The organism is Phyllobacterium ifriqiyense, from assembly GCF_030817885.1.
GTDB lineage: Bacteria > Pseudomonadota > Alphaproteobacteria > Rhizobiales > Rhizobiaceae > Phyllobacterium > Phyllobacterium ifriqiyense.
The window spans coordinates 387,773-407,757 of sequence record NZ_JAUSZT010000002.1 but is presented as its reverse complement, the minus strand read 5'-3'; the positions used below and the strand labels follow the sequence as shown (position 1 = coordinate 407,757).

Here is a 19,985-nt window from a genome sequence, read left to right as displayed (position 1 = left end):
CATATAAGGTGACTTGATGAATGCCAATTGCATCAGATTTCCCACATTCCGTTTCGGATACATTTACCGCTACCCGAGAGCAAATCACCCTGCCTGGCGGCATGTCCTACCTCATCCGCCGGGATGACTATCCAAACCCAATCTGCATTTGGAACTATCATCCTGAATGGGAAATCCACTATATTCCTGACGCTTCGGGCTTTGCCTATGTCGGTGACTATATCGGTCCTTTTAAACCGGGGCATCTGATGCTGACTGGTACGAACCTTCCGCACAACTGGATCACACCAGGCGCGCCGCATCTGCCGGGACGCGATCTGGTGCTGCAATTCGATGCAGAAGCGCTAATGAACATACGCGCGGTCTGTCCGGAGTTTGATGTTCTCCACCGTCTGAAACCACTTGCCGCACGCGGTATCGAAATCATGGGGCCGGCAGCTCTGGAAATCGGTAGAAGAATCCTTGACCTTCACGAACATGAAAGAGCAGCAGGGCTCGGACTCTTCATCGAAATACTGAACAGCATTGAGACCGCCCCACAAAAGCGGCTTCTTGCCAGTGAGCATTTTATCTCATTCTACAACCAATTGTCCGACAGGCGTCATCGCAGGATCGATCAAGCCATCCAGATCATGCAATCCAGTCCTAGCGCGAAGATGCACGAGGTAGCCGAGCGTGTGGGTCTCGAGCCTTCCGCCTTTTCCCGCGCCTTCGGACGGCTGACAGGTATGAATTTCTCCACCTATAGCCGCTCGGTGCGCGTCTGGCGCGCCCGCACTTTGCTGGCGGAAACTGGAATGTCGATCACAGATATCTGCTTCGAAGCGGGCTTCAATAATCTGTCCAATTTCAACCGTTATTTCAGAATGGAAACCGGCCTTACTCCACGATCCTATCGAAAGGCAGCAAGGATCAGAGCCAGATCCATGATCACACGGCCATAACCATGGGAGTACGCAATCAGTAGAGCCGAAAGCGCTTCACCTATTAACAGTCAGAAAATCACAACAGAATTCTAGTCTGACAAGCGGCCAGCCGACCATCGGCGACATGAGCAAGCATCATGGCTGAAGAGCCAAAGCGACGGTACTCACAGCCATGAAACAGAATATGGCTGATCTGCTGGGCATGCGCTGTTCCGCTCTTGCCCGATGTGAAGCCCACGCCGAACACTGATTTGTTGAGGGTCGCATCTTTGTTGACCGCTATCGGATCATCGTTACGAGTCGCCACGGCCGCGCTATATAACTCATCTTTAACAGGGTCGAAGATGACGCCAAGCATTGGCTTACCCTCTATGGTAGCACCGACCGACACACACCAGCTCGGACGAGCGCGCATGAAGTTCGAAGTACCGTCGATGGGGTCCAGGACCCAAACTACAAAATGGCGTGATGGGGAAATGCTTGATGCAACCTGTTCCGGATCAGCAATTCGACTGATTTATCAACCGCTATCACAAAGTCTTGCGGTCCCTTGGTTTCAATTTCCAAGGGTCTATTCTGCGTCAAATATGACATGGCCAGCCGTCCAGCCGCCGGTGCCGTCGCTTCGGCTACAGCTTACATCATCACCAAGTCATCGTCTTCGTTTGCCACTGTTCCGTCCCTTCATTTGCTTTCACAACCTAGCGTCTTATGGGTTGGTCGAACGTCAGTTCATCGGCGGTTAAAATGTCCGAAATCTGTACTCCGTTACCTGTCGATAAGTTTCATTCGGCCGCAACACCGCACCGACGAAATGACTTCGATTAGGGCTATCCGGATAACGCTGCGGTTCCAGGCAGATACCGCAATGCCTTCCATAGCGGGCTCCATCGAGACCCACAGCCGGGCCATTGAACGCTCCGCCATCATATAATTGCAGGTGTGGCTCGGTCGTATAAACATCCATGGCCATGCGTGTCTTGGGCCCGGACAACGTTCCTGCATGTATCAGTTTTTTATCTGCGGAGACCGTCTCTCTTAGAACGAACCCCAGGTCGTAGTTGACCTTCTGTTGGTTTCGTAAAGGTCTTGGCTTGTGAAAATCAAAAGGCGTTCCATAAACCGAGCGTATCTCGCCGGTTGGAATTAGATCGTGATCAACTGGAGTGTAAAAGTCGGCTTCTGCTAAAAACTCATGATCAATTGCGCTTGGTACGGGAGCGTTTTTGAATCCAACTGGCAACTCAAGATTAAAGTAACCGTGGCTGGCAAGATTACAGAGCGTCGGCGCGTCCGTCGTGGCAGTCAACTCGACTTTCAAGGTCCCGGGGTCCAACAATCGATAGACGCACTGAACATCCAGGCTGCCGGGGAAACCGGCATCACCGTCCGGAGATTGAAGTGACATCGTTACCGATGACGCGTCGTGCGCCTCGAGCCTCCAAGGCCTGCGGCTAAAGCCTTGACCGTCACCACCGCCGTGTAGCGTATGCTTTCCATCTTGATTAAGTGGCAATTGATAATCTTTGCCATCCAGTTCAAAACGGCCTTGGGCAATCCTGTTGGCAAAACGACCAGCGATTGTGCCGGCATGAGCAGTATCGGCGGTATAGTCGTCAATTGTATCAAAGCCGATGACAACCCGTTGTTTTCCCAGAGGCGTGGGGATGAGCAAATCGCGCACTGCGGCCCCCCATGTCAGGATCTTTGCCTCCACACCCCCATCCGAGCGTAGAGTGACCTCATGGATATCGACACCGTTGACTTGCCCAAAAATACGATCTTGCATTTGTTCTACCATCTAATTTGTGTTCGAAGAGTTCGCCGAACCGCAGGAAGTGCTGATTTGAACATGGGCTCAGCTCAAATATTTATTGGTGTCTGCATCGCTTTTCGGTAGCAAGCTACCATCGATCGAAGTTGCTTCCGATTCATGCAGCACCAAAGCTTGAATCGAGGCTGCGGCAATCGCATCGTCATCGTCATCGTCATCGTCATCGTCATCGTCAATGAACTCGTCCCATACGCCCGGATCTGCAACACCAACGTGCAAAAACCATCTTGCCGACTCCGTCGGCTTGTGGATCGTTGCTGTCATGCTACCCTCCATTATCAAGAACATTCGGATAGTGGCGCTCAACACTTTTAAGAAGAAACCGGACGGGTGGACTGGCGCCGTCTCCCAACCACCTGCGTGGTTTTCAATTTTTTCATTCGTGGAGATGGAAATCCCAACCCAGATACTGACGTGAAGCGTCGATTATGGCCTCACTGACGGAAGAAAAATTCGCCGCCACATGATGCTCGAAGCCGTTTTCGCAAATATAACGCAGCAACTTTTGCATATTGGGAATTTCAACAACGCCAGCGCCACCAAACGTTTCCAGCGGATCATCGGTGAACTTTCCTTCTCCAACGTAACCACAAATGCGCCCGGATGTGTCATCCGTGCTCACACGAATATAGGTCATGTGCCCCGACTTTATTAAGCCGTCCACCGTTCCATAGGTATTGTCTTTGCCAACCGTCCCGGCAATGATTTCCTGAAAGTCCATTTTGTAGTTTTTAAAGAATTCTTTCGGCAGGTTGCTGCAATGGAAACACACGGCTTTATTAGCGTTCGTTCCATAGTTGTTGTTCCAGTCGAGAAGCGCGCTCGGCGTCCCGGACGCAAGTGCCAACATATGCATGCCTATGAGGCCACAGACATCAACTTCACATGCACTGGACATCAATTTGGAACTCATCATGCTCATCATTGTGCAAGGCACGACGCCATAGTTTTCTTCCAATGACGTCCAACATTGAATCGCGCTGATTGAAACATCGACCTCCCGCATCCACTCTTCTGTCACCGCCGCAAGCTTGGCTTGTCTGAGGATGGCCGGATGAGGCACACCTTCAACTGTAATGTAGTTTTTGATCGCATTGACCTTGTCTGTGACGATCGAAGCGCCATCATCAAGGCGAGACACCCGCCCCAAAATCTCTGAAAGATCGAGCGTGATGACCGAAATTCCGGCCGCCTCGAGAAGTTTTTCGCTGTAACGAACTGTATTGAAGGCTTGTGGCCGTGCGCCGATTGCGCCTATCCGCAAGCCCCGCAAACCACCAACAATACGGCAGGTCGCCGAAAAACGCGCAAGATCATCTTGAAACTCATCGCTGAGCGGGTCTACGCAGTGAGATTTGGTGAGTGAATAGCGAATGCCGTACTGTCGCAGATTATTGCAGGCCGACATCTTTCCGCAGAAGCTGTCACGGCGCCACTGAATCGACATTTTTTGCGGATCATCCGGGGTGGCCTGGATCAAGGTAGGTACCTTCAGCCCCGACAGGCGGATGGTGTCGGCGATTGGCCGCTCTTCCCCGAAGTTCGGAAGCGTGACGATTATTCCATCAATATCATCAGCATGCTTCTTGAACAAAGCTGCGCATTTTCTAGCATCTTCAAATGACTGCACGGCACCATGCTGGGTGTCTTCGAGGCCAAGGACGGTGCACTTATGGCCAGCCTTTTCAACAGCACTGATCATATGATCACGACCTGTAGCCGCAAGGTGACCTGGGAAAAATCCCCGGCTTCCAACTACAATACCAAACGTCATTGACATTACTTCTGCTACCTTCCGGGTTTTCATGCGCATCAGCAATTCATATTGGGTACTGGTGCGCAGTTCGAATGGCTGTCAGCGGCATGTGAGTGCGGGAGAATCCGTCACTCACTTCTCTCGGTGACCGCCTTTAAACATTTAAGATTGTCTCCGGCTCACATCCCAGGACGGCGTCCGAACGTTTCCCTGGCGTTTTCAACAGTCAGATTGTTGTTCGTCAGCATTGCAATTATCTTAACCATCACTTCCTCCCACGATATACAAATTGCATGATTTTAGAGAGCTGGTGCGACAATAACTGAACGCAAACAAAGCTTACTTTCGAACCCACACTGGACGTTGCCCGCTCATCACCAAGACGAGCAAGTGGAAAACCTGATTGCGCCGGTCCGTTGTTTTTTCAATCCACAAAATGATAATTTCGCCAACCGCACCAGCCGCTGATCCTCTTGCAGCCCGGTACGGATTTCAGAGACACGGCCTTATGCATCTGAATCCCAAGAAGCCTAATCGATTGTCTCACAGCAGCAACATGCCGGAAGCCAGACTCTTTCCTCAGAATGCGCCCTATTCTCCCCGACACTTCCAGGAAAATCAACAAACCATACAATACTGAGGTACGTACCTCATTCTATTTAGCACGTCAATCCCTTAGAGACATAAAGTCGTTTTATGTTAATCCCTCGCAAAGCTAACGATTGCGTTATTTTTCAATGTCAATTCGCTCAACCTGGGGTTATTTTGCCGTGGGGCAATGAAAATACCCTCAACTAATTTTAGGCTGTAAAGATAAGATTAGCGCTATTTGAGGTACGCCAGTCATACGTGCAAAGGACAGATGACGTAATGTATCCATCGCTGTTTGAAGAATGCGAGCTTCGTTCGGCTACTTCCTCAAGCGGTTTCTTGGCGATACCGTTCAGGACAAATTTTCATTTAGGTAAATTTCAATTCGAATGGTTTCCTGGCCGGCAAGCAAAGGTGTTTTATCAATGCGTGCTTTCAATATACGTAGAGCGCTGCGCACCTCATGACCGGCATCTTGATGAATGATGGCATCCACAATGCCAGCATTAAGGGCACGTCGTGTGTGCTCCGTCAATTCATGGGCAACAACCACGCGCTCCTTGCTAGCCCCGTTCTTTGACAAAACCTCAATGAGACCGCGATTGCCCGCGCCCATATTATATACGCCGACGACATCACTATGCATCCTCAGGCATTCACTAAGATATTTTTGGACCAGTTGGCCGTCATCCTTGCCCTCGATTACCGGCAAGCATTCCAAACGCGTATAATCGCTACGAATGACCTGCTCAAATCCCATGCGGCGTTCCACGTGATCCCGAACCAGCATTGACCCCGCAACCAGCGCAATCTTTCCCGACTTTTCACCTAAAAAATTGCCCATGAGTCTGGCAGCAGTGCGTCCAGCCGCAACATTGTCAATGCCAACATACGCATCACACTGGAAAGAAGGTACATCTGAAACAAGTGTAACGACTGGAACGTTGTTCCGGCGCAACCGGGCCAGCGCATCTCTTACAGCCACAGCTTCCGTTGCAACAACCGCCACGCCGGAGTAACGAGCGGGGTCCAGGCCATCCAGCGTAGCCGCCAGTGCCCGCCCATCAAAAGGGGGGACTTTATAAATCGAAATCTCCGTACGATCATTTGCTGAATGTTGCTTTACTGCTTCGATTTCGGCCTCCAATCCCCGCATGAAGCTGTTAGCTCCCTCTGGTATTACAAACGCGAAGCGATAAATCTGCCGCTTTGCCAAGTTCGCAGCAGAGACGTCTCTGATATAACCGAGCTTCGAAATCGCAGCTTCAACTTTCGCAATCGTTTTCTCGCGCACCCCAGGGCGTTGATTAAGCACTCTATCAACTGAAGCAAGGCTGACACCGGCCTGTCTCGCCACATCCTGCACTGTAGGTCGCACGTTTAACCATCCCGTTCCGAAAACAAATTCAAGCTAACTCAATAGCGCCGACGAACGATATCCGGAAGGCCTGAGAAGCACTTTGCCTTACTCTTTTGCTGGCACCATCGATCATCGGTTTGTGGGTGGAAAAGTTGGTCTTGGTCCCGTTTACATTGCGGTGGCAATTTTACTGGGCACATTGAGCTTAATGTCTCATAAGACAGCTCCCGCGGATGCCAACTATACGGGTATTAAATCAGCGATCTGACGTGTTGCAGGGTACTTAACGGAACCCCAACCATTTATTGACGTTTAAATGGTCCAGGTTTGGGGTAATTGATATGCAGCATAACGCAGTTATACACCGATATGCCGAAATTGGTGGGCACAGAATTTTCTTGCGTGAAGCGGGACCGGCAGATGCTCCAGCCTTGCTGCTTCCGCACGGTTATCCTTGTTCGTCCTATCAGTTTCGACGACTGATGCCAGCCCTGTCCGATCAGTGGCGAACGATAGCTTTCGACTGGCCCGGATTCGGTTATAGCCATACACCGGAACCTTCTTCATTCGGGTATGATTTCGATGCATATGCCGAGGTTCTTGAACAGGTAGCCGACGCTCTTAACCTGCGCCGCTATATCTTGTGGCTTCACGATTACGGATCCCAGATCGGCCTACGGCACGCGATCGCGCATCCCGAAAGGATAGCGGCCCTTATCATTCAAAACGGCGACATTTACGAAGACGTTCTGGGACCAAAATACTCGACAATAAAAGCCTGGTGGAATGACAAATCTGCCGAAAACCACCGCGCACTCGAAGAAGCCGTCAGCGAAGAAGGCTTTCAAAAAGAGTTTATTGGCGAAGTGTCAAAGGAGGTGGGCGCGAAAGTGCCGCCGGACCTTTGGAAACTGCACTGGCCGTTAATGGACACGCCCGTTCGCAGGGCTGTGTCGGTCGCGCTTATGGAGAAACTGGAGCATAATCTGGAGTGGTTTCCACGTTACCAAGCTTATCTGCGTGAATACCAACCCCCTACCCTGATTGTCTGGGGACCACAGGACGGATACATGCCCAAGGAGTCTTGCCTGGCCTATCAACGCGATTTACCGAACGCTGAACTGCATCTCATCGACAACGCCGGTCACTGGCTGCTCGAGACACATCTGGACGAAGCGATTCCACTTGTCCGTGACTTTCTTTCGCGCGTATCTCTACAATAGGCGGATTAGACAAATTAAGTTGGTCCACAGCACTTAATGGCGAAGTGGGTCAACGGAGTGTGCCCGCAAACCCACTTGTCTTCCGGACGTTCGGCATATATATCAATTGAATGCTTGATTATCCGTCCCGACCACCTTCACCATCGCATATCCCCATGGATGCGCTGAGCGAAGTCTTGCAGGATTTCCGCTTGAGTGGCGTAAACTACGGTCGCTGTGAACTACGGCACCCATGGAGCATCGCTTTTCCGCAGCAGCCCCTGCTCCGCTTTCACTTTGTCAGCCAAGGTCCGTGCTGGATCCACACGGAAGAGCAAGGCTGGCAGGAGTTGCACGATGGCGATCTGGTGCTGCTGCCACAAGGCATCGCCCATCGGCTGGCCAGCGCGCCAAATGTGATGGGTGACTCGCTTAAGGGTTGTCAGGTAACCAAGTTGGGCAGCAATGTCTGCGAAGTGGTGCGGGAAGGAACAGGCGCGACGAGTACCCTTTTTTGCGGGTCCATGACTTTGGGCGCCTGTGCGCTTAGTCCCTTGATCAGTTTGATGCCACCAATCATCAAGGGGTGCGACGTGGCCGGCAATGACCCTATTGTCGGTCCTTTACTCGCAGCTATGACAGTGGAGGCCACACAACCACAGATGGGTAGCGCCACTATCTTATCGCGCATGGCAGACTTGTTAACTGCTAGACTTATTCGCTGCTGGGTCAACTGTACGGGTGCATCGACAACGGGTTGGCTTGCCGCCATTCGCGACCCCCACATTGGCCGCGTTCTGGCGGCGATGCACAGAAACCCCGGTCATAACTGGACGTTGGAGAGTCTCGCAGGCTTGGCGGGGCAATCACGTTCAATATTCGCTGAGCGCTTCAGCGCTGTCTTGGGCGAAGGCGCCGCGCATTATCTCGCTCGCCTGCGCATGCAGCTTGCCGGCGAATTACTGGCGCAAAATGGTATGTCGGTTGCCGAGGTCGCTACTCGCTTGGGCTACGAATCAGAAGCCTCCTTTGCCCGCGCGTTCAAGCGCATCACCAATGTCTCACCCGGCATTGTGCGTCGCACAATTTCCGGACGAATGGACATGGATTTCGGATTTTAGGATACATATCATCCGAAAGAAATTGGCTATTAGTATTTCCAAACATTGGAGATACTTTAATGACAGACACGACATTACAGTTTGAACGCACAGCGATAGATATTGATAGCGCTGCGCCAACTGCCTGGACCCCAGCAACCTGGTTTGCGGTTCTTTCCATGGCGGCAACCAGCTTTGCATTGGTGTCAGCTGAGTTTCTGCCAGCGGGTCTTTTGACGCCGATGGCGCGCGATCTTGGCATCAGCGAAGGAACGGCAGGCCAGGTCGTCACAGCAACTGCTTCCGTTGGCGCTGTGACTGCCTTGTTGAGCAATGTTCTCATTGGACGCCTGAACCGCAAGACCGTCTTGGTGGGCCTTAGCGCCCTTGCAATTGGCTCCAATATCCTTGCAGCGGCAGCAACCGATTTTTGGCTCCTATTGCTCGGCCGAGCTGGCCTAGGCATCGCCCTTAGCGCGTTCTGGGCGCTTTCAGTTGCTGTTGTTGCCAGATTGGTGGGGGCCAATGCAACAGGTCGAGGTATGGCTATTGTCACCCTCGGCGTGTCGCTCGCTACGATTGCCGCACCGTCAATGGGGGCGATAATCAGCGATTGGATAGGCTGGCGCAGCGCCATGGCCATGACAGCGGGGCTTGCCGCGATTGCCATGTTGATGCAGTTTCTAAGCCTGCCAACCCTGCCGGCCAGCACCAGCAACAGTCTTGCGGATGTCTTTCGGTTGACACGGCGACGCGGCATTCAACTCGGCATGCTTGCTATCCTCCTGCTCATGACAGGACATTTTGCTGGCTCGGTCTATGTGCGCCCCTTCCTTGAGCAGGTAACCCTCCTTGCAACCGGTCCGATCGCCCTGGCACTACTTGGATTTGGCATCGCCGCTGTTGTCGGGAACATTGTTGGCGGTCGCCTGGCAGATACCAATATCCGCATGGCGCTCGTCGTCACTGCCGCTTTAATGGCGTTTGCGGCACTCGCTTTGGTGCTTTGGGGAGTGCATATCGGTGTTGCCTTTGGCTTTGCTACGCTTTGGGGCCTGGCCTTCGGCATGGCGCCAGTGGTGTTGCCAACCAATCTATCTCGCGCAGCACCCGACGCGTTGGAGGCAGCAGGCAGTTTGATGGTTACCTCGTTCCAGGTCGCCATCACTATTGGCGCTGTTGCCGGCGGCTATGTCGTGGACACCTATGGCGCAACCGGCCCGTTGACCCTTACCGCCATCCTTGCCGCTTCGACCGTTCTGCTGGCGCTATTGCAGCCCCGCGACTGATCCTTGCACCGGGGTGGCAGGAACAAACTGATATAATACAAGGCAGCAGACGAATGCTGTCTTGTATTACTATTTGCAGTCCACGAACGCATACAGCCACTCCATGCAAACTGGACGATGTCTGGAGACTGCTTTATCCGCATACAATCATTTCCCCGGAAGCTCGATCCGGATAGGGCGTGTACCGAGTGGAGCACCTGTTCCTCGATCAATAGTGAGGGGATCAATTTCTGTCCCAGTCTCCGCATCGAAGAAGCGGGTCACCTCGCCCCCGCCGCGGTATTTGCGGCCCCATGCGCCAATTGCAAACAGCACCGGAAGAAAGTCACGTCCGGCTTCCGTCAGCACATATTCGTCTCGTGGCGGTCGTTCCAGGTAGCGGCGTTTTTCTAACAACCCTTCGTCGGTGAGGGCTGAAAGCCGTGCAGTCAGCATCGTTGGAGCGATGCCAAGACTCTTGCGAAACTCGTCGAAGCGCGTGAGGCCAATATGGGCATCCCGCAGGATGAGCATACTCCAGGCATCCCCCACAAGGGCGAGGCTGCGAGCTATAAGACATGGCTGGTCTGAAAGTTTTTTCATGTTAGTATCTTTTTGATAGTGACTTACTACTAAATTCATAGTAACTGATTGCTCATTGATGTTCCATAGCAAAATGAAGGCTGAAGAAAATGAGCAAAATAGAGCACCGGATTGCCCTTGTTACAGGGGCTTCCTCCGGCATTGGCCTGGTGACAGCCCAAGCGCTACGGCGCGATGGCTATCACGTGTTCGGGACCAGTCGAAAACCCATGCCGAACACGCCGGATGGCATTACAATGCTGATTTGCGATGTAACGGATGATGCATCGGTGCAGACACTCGTAGACGAGGTTCTCAGTCGCACTGGTCAGATTGACCTCCTGGTCAACAATGCCGGGATCGGATTGCTCGGTGGTGCTGAAGAATCTTCTGTCACTCAGGCAAAGTTTGTGTTCGATGTGAACGTGTTCGGCGTGCTACGTAGGACAAATGCCGTTCTGCCCATTATGCGACGCCAGGGCAAAGGGCGGATTATCAATCTGAGCTCTATACTTGGACTTATTCCAGCGCCCTATAATGCTCTTTATTCATCCACCAAACACGCTATTGAGGGCTATTCGGAATCGCTCGATCACGAAATTCGAACACAAGGTATCCGCGTTGTTCTTGTGGAGCCGGGGGTCACTCGCACGTCTTTCGAAGAAAACCTTACCCGGCCAGACCAGCCACTTCCCGTTTATGATACTATCCGTGCTTACGCCGAAAAATTGATGCGCGAAATCATCGAGAAGGGTGATGCACCAGAGAGCGTCGCAGCAGCAGTTGTGAGCGCCGCCAATGCCGTATCGCCCAAAAGACGCTATACTGTTGGTAAGGCTGCGCGACAGGTTCGCTTTATACGCCGCTTCCTGCCGGAGTCGTTCGTTGACAAAAACTTGCGGAAATTCAATCGACTTCCAGCTTGAATTTCAGCCGCACTGAAGAAAGCTATTTTCTATGAAATCGTTTGTTGTCGATCAATACGCAAAGGGCGGCGCCCTACGGTTAACCGATAGTCCGATGCCGGAACTACGGGACAATGATGTGATGGTGGAAATCCATGCCGCCAGTGTGAATGTTCTGGATAGTAAAATTCGTGATGGCGAGTTCAAGCTTATTTTGCCATATCGCCTCCCGCTGATCTTAGGCAACGATGTGGCGGGCGTGGTAACCCGAGTGGGGCCGAAAGTTCGCCACTTCAAGCCTGGAGATGAGGTCTATGCACGACCAGCACAGGATCGCATCGGAACATTTGCGCAATATATTGCCGTCAATGAGTTAGATTTGGCAATAAAGCCGAATAATCTGACAATGGCGGAGGCTGCGTCCGTTCCACTCGTCGCCTTGACGGCATGGCAGGTGCTTGTCGAGCGCGCTAATTTACAAAAGGGTCAGAAAGTCCTGATCCATGCAGGCTCCGGCGGCGTGGGTACGATCGCCATCCAGCTTGCCAAACATCTTGGAGCATATGTGGCAACAACCACAAGCACGATAAACATTGATCTCGTGAAAAGTCTCGGCGCGGATGCCGTGGTCGATTATAAGAGGGATAAATTCGAGGAAGTGTTGCACGGATTTGACGTCGTCCTGAACAGTCTTGGTAAAGACACGCTGGAAAATTCCCTCCGGGTATTGAAGCCGGGAGGAAAACTGATCTCGATTTCGGGTCCGCCTGATGCAAATTTCGCAAAGCAAAATGGGCTCAGCTGGCCGCTTCAACAGATCACGCGCCTCCTGAGTTTCGGCATTCGCAGGAAAGCGAAACGCCGAAATATTAGTTATTCCTTCCTTTTCATGACCGCCAATGGCGAGCAACTCAGTCAGATCACCACATTGATCGAGGCAAATGTCATTCGCCCTGTAGTGGATCAAGTCTTCCCGTTTGAGAAAACCAACGAGGCATTGACTTATGTCGAGACAGGCCGGGCAAAGGGCAAGGTAGTTATTGCTGTGAAGTGACCTTTAGAAGAGGGTGGTCCAGCATGAGATGCTGAGACACCACAGTGCTCCAAGTGGTAGTTCAACAATACAAGCATATGAAGGCTGCAGTGGTCAGCAATGTGCCTTTGCACGGCGGTGCAAGTACATTCTTCGAATTTTCGATACTGCAGAGCGATTCTGATCTCTTTTTGCACGTCAGAATAGAATGCAGTTGTGTTGATCGGTTTGGTGGTTGTCCTTAGCCTGTCCGCATCATGCAAGCGAAGCAGACGCTTCACCGCAATCACTTATCAGTTTGCCCCTTGGAGTATTCATGAAGGCCCTTAGCTTTGCGACATTGAGCAACCAATTTAAGCGTAAAAGAGCTGTCGGTGCGGCATTCGGTATTGCTGCCATGCTGTTGGCAGGGCAGGCTGCTGCCGAAGGCTCCATCAGGATCGCCCAGCAGTTCGGAATAGCCTATCTGATCCTGGATGTCGTTCGCGACCAGGCTTTGATTGAAAAGCACGGAAAGCAAGCTGGTGTTGATATCAAGGTTGAATGGGCAAGCATTTCTGGTGCAACTGCAATGAATGAGGCACTTCTCGCTAACAATCTGGATATTGTGTCAGCAGGAGTCCCACCGGCATTGACAATGTGGGACCGGACCAAGGGGAAGCAGGACGTCAAACTTGTCGCCGCGCTCGGTTCATTACCGAATTACTTGCTGACGACTAACCCGGATGTCCACGAACTCAAGGATTTCAGCGATAAGGATAGGATAGCCGTGCCTGCAGCCGGCACCGGTTTTCAGTCGCGAACGCTGCAAATCGAGGCCGCGAAGATCTTCGGTACCGACAATTTCCAAAAGCTTGATCAGATTTCCATCAGCCTGCCCCACCCCGACGCGACCGCAGCGCTGATCTCGGGCGGCACCGAAGTGAATTCTCATTTTTCCTCTGCGCCGTTTTATTATCAAGCCTTGCAGGCAAATAAAGCGGTACACAAGGTCATTAGTTCCTACGACATTTTAGGCGGATCAGCGACCTTCAACGTGCTTTATGCCAATTCAGTGTTCCATGACGAAAACCCCAAGACCTATGCTGCCTTCTACGCCGCTCTGCGCGAAGCGTCGGACTGGATCAATGCAAACAAGCAAGAGGCTGCACAGACATTTATCCGTCAGCAGGGCTCCAAGCTCTCCCCTGAATTGATTTTAGAAATCATCAACGATCCTGAAAATGATTTCACCATCGTCCCCCAGAACACCTTCGTTTATGCGACGGAGCTTCATAAGCTTGGCGTGCTGAAAAACAAGGCTAATTCCTGGCAAGATTATTTCTTCCCAGAGGCCTCTGGTGAGAACGGCAGTTGAGTGAGCTTAACATCCCGGCGCAAAAAGCAGATGGCCCAGGCGATCTGCTTTTGACTCGTCAATCAGATGGAATTGAGAATGGACGGCATGACTGAATTTGCTCCCGAGAATTTCGGGTCGCCCGCTCCGCCCCTTCTTTCGGTCGAGAACGTCACCCTCGAATATAAGACGCCGGGCCGTGTGGTGCGTGCAACGCAAAATGTCAGCTTCGATGTGTGGGAAGCAGACCGTTTTATCCTGCTTGGAGCCTCCGGTTGTGGAAAATCCACCCTTTTAAAGGCTGTCGGTGGATTCATTGCGCCACGCGAAGGTCGGATAGTGTTGGATGGGCGCACGATCCAGGGTCCAGGCCCGGACCGTGTTGTTGTTTTCCAGGAGTTTGATCAATTGCCTCCATGGAAAACCGTCCGCGAGAACGTCGCGTTCCCGATGCGAGTGTCGGGGCGGGTCGGTCGCAAGGAAGCTGCCGAGCGCGCCGAACACTATATCGAAAAAGTAGGCCTGAGCCGTTTCGCTGATGCCTATCCCAATACACTTTCCGGTGGCATGAAACAGCGAGTAGCCATTGCCCGGGCGCTCGCCATGGAACCGCGTGTCCTGCTGATGGACGAACCATTCGCAGCACTGGATGCGCTCACCCGGCGAAAGATGCAGGAGGAACTTCTGGCGTTATGGGAAGAAGTTCGCTTCACACTGCTCTTTGTGACGCATTCCATCGAAGAAGCCTTGGTGGTTGGAAATCGGATCGCGCTTTTGTCGCCACATCCTGGGCGGATGAGAGCTGAGATCAACAGCCATGAGTGGGACCTAAGCAGCGGTGGAAGCTCGCAATTTCAGGCAGCCGCAAATCATATTCACCGGCTTCTTTTCGAAGAGGCAGTCGCCGTCGATGGAGCAGATGATGAGTAAAATCCTGAGCGTCGGCAGCAAAACAAACACGCGCGTAACCCCACCGATTCGACCGGAATATGAGCTACCGCTCGAGCCCCTTGCCCATGCCACAAGCGGGGAGGCGTTGCCTGTGTATCTGCGCCTTTGGCAACATGCCTGGATAAGGAAAGGCCTAATCCTGTTTTGTCTTGCCTTGCTATGGGAAATCGCTGCCAGACTTCAGGGCAACGAGTTGCTGCTGCCGCCTTTCTCCGCGGCGGTCAGGGCGCTCGTCGATGACGTTGCCAGCGGCATCATTCCAAGCCGGGCCCTGAATTCACTGGATGTCCTAGTCAAGGGCTACGCTATCGGTGTCGTTCTGGCTTTCGTGCTCACCTCGCTCGCCGTTTCCACCCAGATCGGACGCGATCTGCTGTCTACCCTCACCTCCATGCTCAATCCGTTACCACCGATAGCCTTGCTGCCATTGGCGCTGCTATGGTTCGGGCTAGGCCAAGGAAGCCTCGTCTTCGTGCTGATCCATTCGGTGCTCTGGCCGCTGGCGCTTAACATGTATACCGGCTTCACCGGCGTGCCCGAAACCTTGCGGATGACTGGTCGCAATTACGGGCTGCGTGGCTTGCGATATGTGCTTTTGATCCTCGTACCAGCCGCTCTTCCATCCATCATTGCAGGACTCAAAATCGGCTGGGCTTTCGCTTGGCGCACGCTTATCGCAGCGGAGTTGGTCTTTGGTGCATCCTCCGGTAAGGGCGGGCTGGGCTGGTATATTTTCCAGAACCGCAACGAACTTTACACCGACCGCGTCTTTGCGGGACTGATTACGGTTATTCTTTTTGGTCTTCTGGTCGAAAACGTCCTGTTTCGTCAGCTCGAGCAACGTACGGTGACAAAATGGGGAATGGCGCGCTAGTGCCAAAGGAACAAAAATGGCAGATCGCAGGAAATACGTGGTTGGAATAACCGACCACATGATCGGCACGCCCGATCTTGAAGCGGAGGTGCTTGGCGATGATGTCGAGATAGACTTTTTCGCCAGCACAGATGAGACGGCATTCGCTCCTGATCGCCTAAAAAGGCTCGACGCGCTCATGGTTTGGGGTGCACGGATCGGACCCAAAACCATAGTTCATCTGTCCAGCTGTAAGGGCGTGGTACGCTATGGCGTCGGCTATGAGAAGATCGACCTTGCCGCTCTGGCCGGCGCTGGCATTCCATTCGCCAACAATCCAGACTATGGCACAGAAGAAGTGGCCGATCATGCACTGGCGATGATTTTATCGCTGCACCGCCGGCTTTGGCAACATGATGCTCTCGCTCGCGGATATAGGTCTGGATGGCAGATTCATAGCCTGAAGCCACTTTCCCGTTCGAACCAGGCAACGGTCGGTGTCGTCGGCGTGGGCAGGATCGGCACGGCAGTGATCAACCGCTTAAAACCCTTCGGCTTTCGTATCCTCGGCTATGATCCTGTCCAGCCGCCCGGGCATGAAAAAGCAATAGGCTACGAGCGCACAGAAGAATTAAACGAGCTTCTTGCCCGATCGGATATTGTCACTTTGCATTGCCCGGCAAACGGAGAAACACGCGGCATGATGAACACCGATGGTCTGGCGAAGCTGAAGCCCGGAGCCATTATCGTCAATACCGCCCGCGGTGAACTGATCGACGACCTTGATGCGCTTGAGACTGCTCTGCGGAGCGGGCACCTCGCCGCCGCCGGGATCGATACGCTGGTCAAGGAGCCGCCCGGCGACCATCCGTTGCTGGCCGCATGGCGTAGTCGCGAGGACTGGCTTGCGGGACGGCTGGTGATCACTCCGCATAATGCCTTTTATTCCGATCATGCAGCCGCCGAGATGCGTCGTAATGCGGCCAGGACGGTTAGAATACTCCTCGATGAGGGCAAACTTCGAAATCAGGTTACAGACAAATCATGAGCAGCCATTCCGAATTTCTCTGGTACATTCCAAACGACATCAAAGCTGGTCACCGTGGCGACGCCGCTGGCGAAAATCACAACAGTCTGGACACACTCACGACCCAGGCGAAAGCTCTGGAAGAGCATGGCTGGAAAGGGGCGCTGATCGGCACCGGCTGGGGCCGCCCCGATACTTTTACCATCGCGACCGCGCTTGTCGCCCGCACGACTTCCTTTGAACCACTGATTGCGGTTCGGCCTGGCTACTGGAAACCTGCAAACTTCGCCTCCGCTGCAGCCACGCTCGATCACTTGAGCGGTGGGCGCGTGCGCGTCAATGTCGTTTCCGGACCAGATCACCTGGCTGCCTATGGCGACCAGGAAGGTGACCAGGTGCAGCGTTATGCCCGCACCAAAGAATTCATGCGGCTGATCCGCAGACTGTGGACAGAAGAAGATGTTACCTTCCATGGCGAGCATTTCCAGGTGGCAAGTTCAACCGTAGCGCCGCGGCTTGTGCCGGCCGGCAATCGCCTCCACCCCAAGCTCTATTTTGGAGGCGCTTCAGAAGCGGCTGAACGCGTCGCGGCAACCGAAGCCGATGTGCAACTTTTCTGGGGTGAACCATTGGACGGCGTGCGGCAACGGATCGAGCACCTGAAGGCCCTGAGTAAAACCCTCGATCGCGACCTGCAGCCATTGGAATTCGGACTGAGGATCACGACCCTTGTCCGTGATACAACCGAACAGGCCTGGGCAGATGCCGAAGCGAAGGTGGCTAAAATGGCCGAAGGGGCCGCAGGAAGCTGGCAGGATCACAGACATGGGGTTGCTGTCGGCCAACAACGCCTTCTGGATCTGGCAAGGCAAGGTGATGTGTTGGATGACAATCTCTATACAGCGCCAGGAAAGTTTGGTGGCGGTGGTGCGGGAACCACATGGCTGGTTGGATCAGCTGCGGATGTTGCGCGCTCACTGCGCAAATATGAAGAGCTTGGCATCACTCACTTCGTGCTTTCAGACACGCCTTATCTCACGGAAATAAAACGACAAGGGAGCCAGCTGCTGCCTCTTCTTCTACCGTAAAACTTTGCAGAGGCAGGGCTATGCTTTCAGACCGTGGCCTGCACGAGAATGAGATAAACCTTCCCTGTTCGATGGGAAGAGCTCTTAATGGACCTGGCACAATGCATTGAAGGAACATGCCGTGCCTTCAACGCAAAGGGTACTGGGTTTAGTTTTCGTTCAGCTGTTAGGCAGTCCGGGCGGATTTGTTGCCGCTTTATCGATGGCTTCTGAACCCAGATTCCAGCGATCAAGAACTTGTTTATATTTGCCGTTCGCAATCAAGTCATTTAGCGCCTGTGTGATGCCTTCGGCAGCCCCACTTCCTTTGCGCGTTGTTACAGCTACTTCGGCGGTGATTGGCCAGCCCCCGCTTACGGTACCTACAAGTTTGGTCTTTCCATTGACCTTTGCTTTATAAGCCTGCGTTGCATTCACGCTGAATACAGCGTCAGCCCGTCCCGATTCAATAGCGAGATATTTTACAGCCTCGTCATCATAATATTGAACCTCGATAGGCTTCAGCCCGTTATTGACATTCTGCTTATCCCAAGCCAATAGGATTTTTTCCTGATTGGTGCCCGGATCGGTTATGATTTTCAGGCCTGCGATGTCCTTCGGCTCCTTGATCGAAGTGAGTGATCCGGAGGATTTGACGTAAAACCCCAGTTCATCCTTGCGATAGGTGGAGAAATCAAACTTCTCCTTGCGCTGTTCCGTCACCGTCACATTGGAAATGACTGCATCGAACTTTCCAGATTGAAGACCGAGAGGCCAATCGGCCCAAGCGACGGGAACAACAACCAGCTCGCGCCCGAGACTGTCAGCAACCAGTTGTGCGAGGTCGACGTCATAGCCGACAACAGTCTTTGCGTCGGTTGCATAGGTGCTGAGCGGAGGATTGCCCGGCGCAAGACCGATCGTAAGCTTTCCATCATCAACAAATTTGAAACTCTTCGATATTGCCTCAATGGCAGAGGCGCTTTTCTCGGTTCGCACCCGATCCTTTTGTTCCGGACTGAGATCGAACCCGCCATCGACTGCGTGCCCGGCCCCTGCCAGTACAGTGAGAAATATACCTGCAAATGCAGCTGAAAACCCCGTTTTCCGTATCATGCCTGACCCCTTTGTAGGTGCGTTGAATAATGGTCGTTGTTGGATATCTTTTTCCAGCCGAGCTCCGGAGCAATGCGTGTTGCGAAGTCGGAGAGAATTTGCTCATATTCATGCGTCTTGAATTCGTATGGCAGTTCAAGGCGCAGTTCCTGAACCCCCGCGAGCACGGGGTCTTTGAAAAGCTGCTCCAAGATCTGGTCTGAAGTTCCGACCAGATCTTGAGGGAAAAGCGTTCGCCGTTCGCCTTGCGGCTTCAGAGTTCTCTGATGACGGCCAGCGGCATAAACCCTGTACTTCTCTCTTGTTTTGGTTTCGGCGCTGTCGGTAGGGACGATGACGCGACCCACAGAGATCCGTTGCTTGCCGGGACGTATGGCGCTGGTTTTAAAAGTGTCCAGCTGGCGTGACTGAGCCTCGAAAAAGTTATCCGTGCCCTCCCCTGCCACCACATTGCTTAGCATGAGATTGAACCGGTTCTCGCCCGCCCAACCACTGGAGCGCAGCGACCCGCCGCCGTACCAGAGCCGGTCGATCAGTCCCTTTGCATAGGGTTGGAGCCGCGGGCGCTGATGCCCGAACGGCGTCGCGATATATGTATCTGCTGGACCGAGAAATTCGCCCCGAAGATGATTTGCAAAGCGTTTTACCCGCTCGTGGGACAGGTCGTAATCTTTCCAGTCACCATCAAATACCAAGGGGGCAAGCAGATCGGCATGGGCCGGTGCGCCAGCGCTTACGCCGATATTGAGGCGTCCGCGCGAAAGAACATCGACGGTCGAAAGGTCTTCCGCCAACCGGTATGGGCTTTCATATCCAATCTGGATAACAGCCGTTCCTATCTGAATCCGCCGTGTTCGCTGGCTCGCAGCTGCAAGGAATACGCCTGCAGAGGAAATCCCGTGTTCAAGATGGCGCTGGCGTACCCATGCACTGTCGAAACCCAGATCTTCACCGAATGCAAGAAGCTTGAGCGTGTTCTCCAAACCTGGATAGGGATTGTCATCGTCATAATTTCCGGGCGTAAGAAAACCGATATGATTTATTGTGATATTGGACATGACGCTGCTCCCGGCTGCGG

The 19,985-nt window shown here is 53.0% G+C and carries 18 protein-coding genes and 1 pseudogene; 11 read left to right on the top strand and 8 right to left on the bottom strand.

Translation table 11 applies throughout. The features are described 5' to 3' along the window. The first annotated feature begins 20 nt into the window (after positions 1-20). Positions 21-944 carry an AraC family transcriptional regulator gene (locus QFZ34_RS03525; RefSeq protein WP_307277025.1) on the top strand — a complete coding sequence of 308 codons (924 nt, stop codon included), beginning with the start codon at positions 21-23 and terminating at the stop codon, positions 942-944. 58 nt (positions 945-1,002) lie between these two features. Here the strand turns inward: QFZ34_RS03525 and QFZ34_RS03520 are convergent. From QFZ34_RS03520 to QFZ34_RS03500, 5 genes and pseudogenes are all read right to left on the bottom strand, one after another. Then, a pseudogene (locus tag QFZ34_RS03520) lies at positions 1,003-1,520 on the bottom strand (inositol monophosphatase family protein). A 148-nt stretch (positions 1,521-1,668) separates the two neighbouring features. After that, the gene (locus tag QFZ34_RS03515) at positions 1,669-2,715 is read right to left on the bottom strand and encodes an aldose epimerase family protein (RefSeq protein WP_307277022.1); all 1,047 of its coding nucleotides are present in this window, start codon (positions 2,713-2,715) and stop codon (positions 1,669-1,671) included. A 69-nt stretch (positions 2,716-2,784) separates the two neighbouring features. Continuing rightward, positions 2,785-3,024 (bottom strand): hypothetical protein, encoded by a 240-nt coding sequence (locus tag QFZ34_RS03510; protein WP_307277018.1) that lies wholly within the window; start codon positions 3,022-3,024, stop codon positions 2,785-2,787. A gap of 112 nt (positions 3,025-3,136) precedes the next feature. After that, positions 3,137-4,540: an L-fucose/L-arabinose isomerase family protein gene (locus tag QFZ34_RS03505; RefSeq protein WP_307277016.1), complete on the bottom strand. Its 1,404-nt coding sequence runs from the start codon at positions 4,538-4,540 to the stop codon at positions 3,137-3,139. A gap of 919 nt (positions 4,541-5,459) precedes the next feature. Next, on the bottom strand, positions 5,460-6,485 hold the full coding sequence (locus QFZ34_RS03500) for a LacI family DNA-binding transcriptional regulator (protein ID WP_307277013.1): 1,026 nt from the start codon (positions 6,483-6,485) through the stop codon (positions 5,460-5,462). Between the two features lie 323 nt (positions 6,486-6,808). Here QFZ34_RS03500 and QFZ34_RS03495 point away from each other — a divergent pair, with 323 nt between their 5' ends. The 3 genes from QFZ34_RS03495 (at position 6,809) to QFZ34_RS03485 (ending at position 10,058) form a co-directional block, all read left to right on the top strand. Continuing rightward, positions 6,809-7,690 carry an alpha/beta fold hydrolase gene (locus QFZ34_RS03495; protein WP_307278897.1) on the top strand — a complete coding sequence of 294 codons (882 nt, stop codon included), beginning with the start codon at positions 6,809-6,811 and terminating at the stop codon, positions 7,688-7,690. 110 nt (positions 7,691-7,800) lie between these two features. Beyond that, entirely contained in the window at positions 7,801-8,790 is a 990-nt protein-coding gene (locus QFZ34_RS03490; protein ID WP_115054896.1) for an AraC family transcriptional regulator, read from the top strand. A 59-nt stretch (positions 8,791-8,849) separates the two neighbouring features. Further along, on the top strand, positions 8,850-10,058 hold the full coding sequence (locus QFZ34_RS03485; RefSeq protein WP_115054895.1) for an MFS transporter: 1,209 nt from the start codon (positions 8,850-8,852) through the stop codon (positions 10,056-10,058). A 147-nt stretch (positions 10,059-10,205) separates the two neighbouring features. Here the strand turns inward: QFZ34_RS03485 and QFZ34_RS03480 are convergent, their stop codons facing one another. Then, the gene (locus tag QFZ34_RS03480; protein ID WP_115054894.1) at positions 10,206-10,640 is read right to left on the bottom strand and encodes a winged helix-turn-helix transcriptional regulator; all 435 of its coding nucleotides are present in this window, start codon (positions 10,638-10,640) and stop codon (positions 10,206-10,208) included. Positions 10,641-10,729: 89 nt separating this feature from the next. Between QFZ34_RS03480 and QFZ34_RS03475 the strand changes: the two genes are divergently transcribed. The 7 genes from QFZ34_RS03475 (at position 10,730) to QFZ34_RS03445 (ending at position 17,812) form a co-directional block, all read left to right on the top strand. Then, positions 10,730-11,545 carry an oxidoreductase gene (locus QFZ34_RS03475; protein WP_307277002.1) on the top strand — a complete coding sequence of 272 codons (816 nt, stop codon included), beginning with the start codon at positions 10,730-10,732 and terminating at the stop codon, positions 11,543-11,545. A 31-nt stretch (positions 11,546-11,576) separates the two neighbouring features. Next, positions 11,577-12,578: an NADP-dependent oxidoreductase gene (locus QFZ34_RS03470; protein WP_307277000.1), complete on the top strand. Its 1,002-nt coding sequence runs from the start codon at positions 11,577-11,579 to the stop codon at positions 12,576-12,578. A 295-nt stretch (positions 12,579-12,873) separates the two neighbouring features. Then, complete coding sequence (locus QFZ34_RS03465) at positions 12,874-13,914, top strand: ABC transporter substrate-binding protein (RefSeq protein WP_307276997.1); 1,041 nt, start codon at positions 12,874-12,876, stop codon at positions 13,912-13,914. A 78-nt stretch (positions 13,915-13,992) separates the two neighbouring features. Beyond that, the gene (locus QFZ34_RS03460; protein ID WP_307276994.1) at positions 13,993-14,823 is read left to right on the top strand and encodes an ABC transporter ATP-binding protein; all 831 of its coding nucleotides are present in this window, start codon (positions 13,993-13,995) and stop codon (positions 14,821-14,823) included. Continuing rightward, positions 14,816-15,718: an ABC transporter permease gene (locus QFZ34_RS03455; protein WP_307278892.1), complete on the top strand. Its 903-nt coding sequence runs from the start codon at positions 14,816-14,818 to the stop codon at positions 15,716-15,718. The genes QFZ34_RS03460 and QFZ34_RS03455 overlap by 8 nt, the downstream gene beginning before the upstream one ends. Before the next feature lie 16 nt (positions 15,719-15,734). Continuing rightward, a complete protein-coding gene (locus tag QFZ34_RS03450) occupies positions 15,735-16,745 on the top strand; it encodes a C-terminal binding protein (protein ID WP_307276991.1) in 1,011 nt (336 codons plus the stop codon). Then, the gene (locus tag QFZ34_RS03445) at positions 16,742-17,812 is read left to right on the top strand and encodes an LLM class flavin-dependent oxidoreductase (protein ID WP_307276987.1); all 1,071 of its coding nucleotides are present in this window, start codon (positions 16,742-16,744) and stop codon (positions 17,810-17,812) included. The genes QFZ34_RS03450 and QFZ34_RS03445 overlap by 4 nt, the downstream gene beginning before the upstream one ends. A gap of 159 nt (positions 17,813-17,971) precedes the next feature. Here the strand turns inward: QFZ34_RS03445 and QFZ34_RS03440 are convergent, their stop codons facing one another. Continuing rightward, positions 17,972-18,907 carry an ABC transporter substrate-binding protein gene (locus QFZ34_RS03440; RefSeq protein ID WP_307276984.1) on the bottom strand — a complete coding sequence of 312 codons (936 nt, stop codon included), beginning with the start codon at positions 18,905-18,907 and terminating at the stop codon, positions 17,972-17,974. Then, complete coding sequence (locus QFZ34_RS03435) at positions 18,904-19,965, bottom strand: LLM class flavin-dependent oxidoreductase (RefSeq protein WP_307276981.1); 1,062 nt, start codon at positions 19,963-19,965, stop codon at positions 18,904-18,906. The genes QFZ34_RS03440 and QFZ34_RS03435 overlap by 4 nt, the downstream gene beginning before the upstream one ends. Positions 19,966-19,985: the final 20 nt, after the last annotated feature.